Raw genomic sequence first — 4,533 nt, 5'->3', positions numbered from 1 at the left:
GTAAATTTTCAGCGTTGCTGGCTCCCCGTCAGCCGGATTGGGTTGCATCGCAGGGGTGTCGAAAGAGTCAACTGCGGTCCAAAGCTGTTGGACTTGGGTGAAAAGGGCGTTTATTCTTCCTATACGTCGATCGATTGAATGAAGGACATATACAATCATTTCTCCGACATTTGGTTATGGAGCGAAAAGTTTCAATATCTTATCAAAACCAGGCAATCAATGCGATTAAGTTTTATTACGAACGTGTTTTGGGTGGACAACGGAAAACATATTTCATCGAAAGACCAAAAAAAGAAAAAACACTTCCTGTTGTGATGAGTGAAGAAGAAACCATTCGGGTACTACGCGCTATTGAAAACGTGAAACACAAGGCTATTCTGATGACTATTTATTCGGCAGGTTTGCGCATTTCTGAATGTATAAACCTGAAAATAAAAGACATTGACTCCAAGCGCATGCAAATTCGTATAGAACAGTCAAAAGGAAAAAGAGATCGTTATACCATTTTATCTGAGAAAACATTAATTATTTTAAGAACATACTTTATGGAATATAAACCAAAAGATTATTTATTTGAAGGTCAAAAAGGTGGCGCATACTCAAGCCGAAGTATTCAAAACATTTTTAAAGCAGCTGTTTTAAAAGCAAAGATTCAAAAGGAAGTTACTGTACATACCTTACGACATAGCTTTGCAACGCATTTGCTTGAGAATGGTACGAGTTTACGTTATATTCAATCGTTGTTAGGTCATTCAAGCAGTAAAACAACTGAGGTTTATACACATATTACCACCAAGGGAATGGAACAATTAAAAAGTCCGATGGATTTGTTAGATATATAGAAAGGATTTGTATATTTGAGCAAAACTTAACAAAAAGCACTATGAATATAAATCCTTTTGAGAGAGTAGAAACGAACGGTAAACGGTTGAAAACGGATTTGTCACTGATAATGAAAGGTTTAGCAAAATAAGATATAGTGGATATATACGCCATTTGGCGTATAGCCACTTGTTATGTGCCATTTTTGAATGACAATGCGAATAGATACAGACAAACAAATGAATTTACTTAGTGATAAGAACGTTGCAATAATTGGTGGTGGACCCGTTGGACTGACTATGGCAAAATTATTACAGCAAAACGGCATAGACGTTTCAGTTTACGAAAGAGACAACGACCGAGAGGCAAGAATTTTTGGTGGAACCCTTGACCTACACAAAGGTTCAGGTCAGGAAGCAATGAAAAAAGCGGGATTGTTACAAACTTATTATGACTTAGCCTTACCAATGGGTGTAAATATTGCTGATGAAAAAGGCAATATTTTATCCACAAAAAATGTAAAGCCCGAAAATCGATTTGACAATCCTGAAATAAACAGAAATGACTTAAGGGCTATCTTGTTGAATAGTTTAGAAAACGACACGGTTATTTGGGATAGAAAACTTGTTATGCTTGAACCTGGTAAGAAGAAGTGGACACTAACTTTTGAGAATAAACCGAGTGAAACAGCAGATTTGGTTATTCTTGCCAATGGTGGAATGTCGAAAATAAGGAGCTTTGTTACCGACACGCAAGTTGAAGAAACCGGTACTTTCAACATCCAAGCTGATATTCTTCAACCGGAAATAAACTGTCCCGGATTTTTTCAGCTATGCAACGGCAACCGATTAATGGCGGGACATCAGGGCATTTTATTGTTTGCCAATCCCAATAATAATGGTGCATTGTATTTAGGAATTAGTTTTAAAACGCCCGATGAATGGAAAAATAAAATTCCCTTAGATTTTCAGGACAGAAACAGCGTTGCCGATTTTTTATTGAAAAGATTTTCCAAATGGAGTGAAGTTTACAAACAATTAATACGTTCGGTATCAACATTTCAATGCTTGCCCACAAGGAAATTTCCTTTGAACAATGATTGGAAAAGTAACCGTCCATTACCCATAACAATGATTGGCGATGCTGCTCATTTGATGTCGCCTTTTGCAGGACAGGGTGTAAATACGGGATTATTGGATGCTTTGATATTGTCTGAAAACCTTACAAACGGAGAATTTACAAGTATTGAAAATGCCATCGAAAACTACGAACAACAAATGTTTGTTTATGCAAAAGATACGCAGGACGAATCGACAGAAAACGAAACCGAAATGTTTAGTCCCAATTTTTCGTTTCAAAAATTATTGAATCTATAAACAGTAAGAAAAAACGGCTACTAACAAGCAGTTTTGCAATAGTGGGGCAGAAGTGCAAAATTGAACTTGTGTGCTTCTATCAACTTTTGTACATTAGCTGCCAGTTTAAGATGGGTGCATTTGAGTATGCCCAAAGGAGCCCGCAAGTATGCGCAGGACGAAGCCAGTAGCCGCGCCGATGGTGGCGCGGGTCTATCTGCGCGTCAGCACCGACGCGCAGGACTTGGAACGCCAAGAGGCGATCACTACGGCCGCGAAGGCCGCCGGCTACTACGTCGCCGGCATCTACCGTGAGAAGGCATCCGGCGCACGCGCCGACCGGCCTGAGCTGCTGCGCATGATCGGCGACCTACAGCCCGGCGAGGTGGTCATTGCCGAGAAGATCGACCGCATCAGCCGCCTACCTTTGCCCGAGGCCGAGCGCCTGGTGGCCTCGATACAGGCCAAAGGCGCACGCCTGGCCGTCCCTGGCGTGGTCGATCTATCCGACCTGGCGGCCGAGGCCCAGGGCGTCGCCAAGATCGTGCTGGAAGCCGTGCAGATCATGCTTTTTCGCCTGGCCTTGCAGATGGCCCGCGACGACTACGAGGACAGGCGCGAACGCCAGCGCCAAGGCATTGAGTTGGCCCGCCAGGCCGGGCGGTACAAGGGCCGCCGTGCTGATCCGAAGCGCCGCGCCCAAGTTGTCGCGCTGCGCAAGTCCGGGTACAGTGCGGCCCAGGTGAAACGGATATGGGCCGAGGTCAGCCAGGCCGAAGCGAAGCAGCACGGCGCGTTCGTGGAGGACGCATTGACGGAAGCCGATGCCCTGGCCGCTGTCGGCCAGGATGAGCGCCAGGAGGAAAGGGCATGAAGAAGCCGAACCAAGACGACGAGCCGTTTTTCATCACCGAGGAGATTGCGGCCGAAATGATCGCCGGCGGCTATGAGTTCGAGCTGCCGCCCATTCCTTGCACCATCCGCCTACGCGACGTGCTGGAGCGCATGACCGATGCTGAGCTAGCATTGCAGCCGGGCGAGATCGCCGACCAGGAGCGTGAACGCTGCCGGCGCAAGCCGTGTTCAACCTCATGATCTGGTCATGGTATTTTTCATGGCACTGAGCCTGATAGTTCTTGCAAATTGTTGTCACTAAAGGGTTTTGTGTGCTTGTTTACAATCGAGTGGGAGTGACGGGCACTGGCTGGCAATGTCTAGCAACGGCAGGCATTTCGGCTGAGGGTAAAAGAACTTTCCGCTAAGCGATAGACTGTATGTAAACACAGTATTGCAAGGACGCGGAACATGCCTCATGTGGCGGCCAGGACGGCCAGCCGGGATCGGGATACTGGTCGTTACCAGAGCCACCGACCCGAGCAAACCCTTCTCTATCAGATCGTTGACGAGTATTACCCGGCATTCGCTGCGCTTATGGCAGAGCAGGGAAAGGAATTGCCGGGCTATGTGCAACGGGAATTTGAAGAATTTCTCCAATGCGGGCGGCTGGAGCATGGCTTTCTACGGGTTCGCTGCGAGTCTTGCCACGCCGAGCACCTGGTCGCTTTCAGCTGTAAGCGTCGCGGTTTCTGCCCGAGCTGTGGGGCGCGGCGGATGGCCGAAAGTGCCGCCTTGCTGGTTGATGAAGTACTGCCTGAACAACCCATGCGTCAGTGGGTGTTGAGCTTCCCGTTTCAGCTGCGTTTCCTGTTTGCCAGCCGGCCCGAGATCATGGGGTGGGTGCTGGGCATCGTTTACCGCGTCATTGCCACGCACCTGGTCAAGAAAGCGGGCCATACCCACCAAGTGGCCAAGACGGGCGCGGTCACCCTGATCCAGCGTTTTGGATCGGCGCTCAATCTGAATGTTCACTTCCACATGCTGTTTCTCGACGGTGTGTATGTCGAGCAATCCCACGGCTCAGCGCGTTTCCGCTGGGTCAAGGCGCCGACCAGCCCAGAGCTCACCCAGCTGACGCACACCATCGCCCACCGGGTGGGTCGCTATCTGGAACGGCAAGGCCTGCTGGAACGGGATGTCGAAAACAGCTATCTGGCCTCGGATGCGGTGGATGACGACCCGATGACACCCCTGCTGGGGCACTCGATCACTTACCGTATCGCTGTCGGTTCACAGGCGGGGCGAAAGGTGTTCACTTTGCAAACTCTGCCGACCAGTGGTGATCCGTTCGGTGACGGGATTGGCAAGGTAGCCGGGTCCAGCCTGCACGCCGGCGTGGCGGCCAGGGCCGATGAACGCAAGAAGCTCGAACGGCTGTGCCGGTACATCAGCCGCCCGGCGGTATCCGAGAAGCGGCTGTCGTTAACACGAGGCGGCAACGTGCGCTACCAGCTCAAGA

General features: G+C 48.9%; 5 protein-coding genes. All 5 read left to right on the top strand.

Going from position 1 to position 4,533, the window contains the following annotated elements; genetic code table 11:
* Positions 1-176 precede the first annotated feature (176 nt).
* Positions 177-842 (top strand): tyrosine-type recombinase/integrase, encoded by a 666-nt coding sequence (locus FTT83_RS15535; protein WP_015060916.1) that lies wholly within the window; start codon positions 177-179, stop codon positions 840-842.
* Positions 843-1,031: 189 nt separating this feature from the next.
* Positions 1,032-2,198 (top strand): tetracycline-inactivating monooxygenase Tet(X3), encoded by a 1,167-nt coding sequence (locus FTT83_RS15530; RefSeq protein ID WP_024160783.1) that lies wholly within the window; start codon positions 1,032-1,034, stop codon positions 2,196-2,198.
* Positions 2,199-2,346: 148 nt separating this feature from the next.
* The gene (locus FTT83_RS15525; RefSeq protein WP_180176830.1) at positions 2,347-3,051 is read left to right on the top strand and encodes a recombinase family protein; all 705 of its coding nucleotides are present in this window, start codon (positions 2,347-2,349) and stop codon (positions 3,049-3,051) included.
* Positions 3,048-3,272, top strand: coding sequence for a hypothetical protein (locus FTT83_RS15520; protein WP_000743213.1), 225 nt, complete (start codon positions 3,048-3,050; stop codon positions 3,270-3,272). Before FTT83_RS15525 ends, FTT83_RS15520 begins: the two co-directional genes overlap by 4 nt.
* Before the next feature lie 210 nt (positions 3,273-3,482).
* Positions 3,483-4,533: IS91-like element ISVsa3 family transposase (locus tag FTT83_RS15515; protein ID WP_167788572.1), on the top strand; the 1,051-nt coding region annotated here is incomplete at its 3' end.

It is taken from the genome of Acinetobacter sp. YH01018, from assembly GCF_013420295.1.
Classification (GTDB): domain Bacteria; phylum Pseudomonadota; class Gammaproteobacteria; order Pseudomonadales; family Moraxellaceae; genus Acinetobacter.
The sequence above is the reverse complement of the archived record's forward strand: the minus strand, read 5'-3'. Positions and strand labels throughout refer to the sequence as shown.